This is a genomic window from Synechococcus sp. H55.2 (genome assembly GCF_047462495.1).
Lineage (GTDB): Bacteria > Cyanobacteriota > Cyanobacteriia > Thermostichales > Thermostichaceae > Thermostichus.
Genome location: NZ_JANSJH010000036.1, coordinates 19,453 through 21,356, shown reverse-complemented (window position 1 = coordinate 21,356; position 1,904 = coordinate 19,453). Strand labels below are relative to the sequence as shown.

Genomic DNA, 1,904 nt, shown 5'->3' with positions numbered 1-1,904 from the left:
AAATTCGTCCTGCCACGCCTGAGGATGTGCCCGTTCTGTTTGATCTCATCTGCGCTTTGGCCGAGTACGAGCACCTGAGCCACCTGGTAACGGGATCCGCCGAGCTGCTGCAACAGCATCTGTTTGGCCCCGAAGCCTTTGCCTCGGCCTTGTTGGCAGAAGTGGGGGGGCAAGCGGTGGGGTTTGCCCTCTACTTTCGCAACTTTTCCACCTTCCTCACCCGACCGGGGATCTACCTGGAAGACTTGTTTGTGCTGCCGGGGTTTCGCGGCAGGGGCATTGGCAAGGCGCTCTTGGCGCGGGTGGCCCAGGAGGCAGTGGCCAAAGGATATGGGCGGCTGGAGTGGATGGTTTTGGACTGGAACCAGCCGGCGATTGAGTTCTACCGGCGCCTGGGTGCCAAGCCACATCCGGAGTGGATCCTGCACCGCGTGGTGGGTGCTGAGCTGGAAGCTTTGGCTCGGCTGGCCGAGGATCCCTACCCCTCTTGAGCAAGAGATCCCAGGGATCCCTGCGCGAAAGGGGGATCCAGACCTCTATACTTAGCGGCTGAGCCGAGGTTGAGCCGAGCATGAGCCCAACGCAAACCGTCACTCCCCAGGGGGCTGAGATCCTCTGCATTGGCACAGAGCTACTCTTGGGGGAGATTACCAACACCAACGCCCAATACCTAGCAGCCGAGCTGGCCAAGCTGGGGATCCCGCACTACTACCAAACGGTGGTGGGGGACAACGAAGCCCGCATCCACCATGCTTTGGAGGTGGCCTGCAACCGCTCCAGCCTGCTTTTAATTACAGGAGGGCTGGGGCCAACCCCGGATGATCTGACCCACGCGGCACTGGCCTCTTTTTTCGGCGTGGAGATGGTGGAGCACCCGCAGGTTTGGGAGGAGATTCTGCGAAAGTACGGCCAGCGAGGTATGGAGCCCTCGCCCAGTAACCGCAAGCAGGCCTTTTTGCCTCAGGGGGCAACCGTCCTGCCCAACCCCCTGGGCAGCGCCTGTGGCCTCATCTGGCAGCCCCGGCCCGACCTGCACATTCTCACCTTCCCCGGCGTGCCGCGGGAGATGCAGCAGATGTGGCAGGAGACGGCTGTGCCCTATTTGCGCTCCCTGGGCTGGGGCAAGGAAGTGTTTTACAGCCGCGTGTTGCGCTACTGGGGCATTCCTGAATCGACCTTGGCCGAACGGGTGGGATCCCTGCTGGCGGGGGAAAATCCCACCGTGGCTCCCTACGCCAGCCAGGGGGAGGTGCGCCTGCGGGTTACCGGACGTGCCCCCACGCGTGAGGCGGCGGAAGCATTGATTGCCCCGGTGGTGGAGCAGATTTTACAGATTTCCGGGGAAGACTACTTCGGCAGCGACGAGGCCACCTTGGCCAGCGTGGTGGGGGAGTTGCTGCTGCAGCGGGGGCAAACCCTGGCGGTGGCGGAATCCTGCACCGGTGGCCTGCTGGGGCAGTTGGTAACCGGGATCCCGGGCAGCTCCCGCTATTTTGTTGGGGGGATCGTTGCCTACGACAACCGCATCAAGGAGCAGCTCTTGCGGGTGGATCCCGCGGCGCTGCAGCAGCAGGGGGCCGTGAGCGAGCCGGTGGCGGCCCAGATGGCGCTGGGGGCCAAGCAAGTCCTCGGCTCCGACTGGGCCTTGAGCATCACCGGCATTGCCGGGCCAGACGGGGGTACCCCCACCAAGCCGGTCGGCCTTGTGTATCTGGGCTTGGCCGACCCGGAGGGGAACGTGGAAGTCCACGAGTACCGCTTCGGCAGCTTGCGGGGCCGCGAGGGGGTGCGCTGGTGGAGCGCCCAGACGGCGCTGGATTGCCTGCGGCGGCGCTTGCTCCGCTACCCCCTTTCGGGGGATCCACCTCAGCAAGGCCAGATCCTTGAGTAAGCTGGGGGAGCAG

2 protein-coding genes are annotated in these 1,904 nt (G+C 64.3%); both read left to right on the top strand.

Features of this window, described 5'->3' with window-relative positions:
- Positions 1 to 2: 2 nt before the first annotated feature.
- Positions 3 to 491: an N-acetyltransferase family protein gene (locus NW844_RS06250; RefSeq protein ID WP_414334412.1), complete on the top strand. Its 489-nt coding sequence runs from the start codon at positions 3 to 5 to the stop codon at positions 489 to 491.
- Positions 492 to 571: 80 nt separating this feature from the next.
- Positions 572 to 1,891: a competence/damage-inducible protein A gene (locus NW844_RS06245; protein ID WP_414334410.1), complete on the top strand. Its 1,320-nt coding sequence runs from the start codon at positions 572 to 574 to the stop codon at positions 1,889 to 1,891.
- The last annotated feature ends 13 nt before the right edge of the window (positions 1,892 to 1,904 follow it).

Coding starts and splice junctions, on each gene's coding strand:
- NW844_RS06245 (WP_414334410.1), top strand. CDS start 572: ATGAGCCCAACGCAAACCGTCACTCCCCAGGGGGCTGAGATCCTCTGC.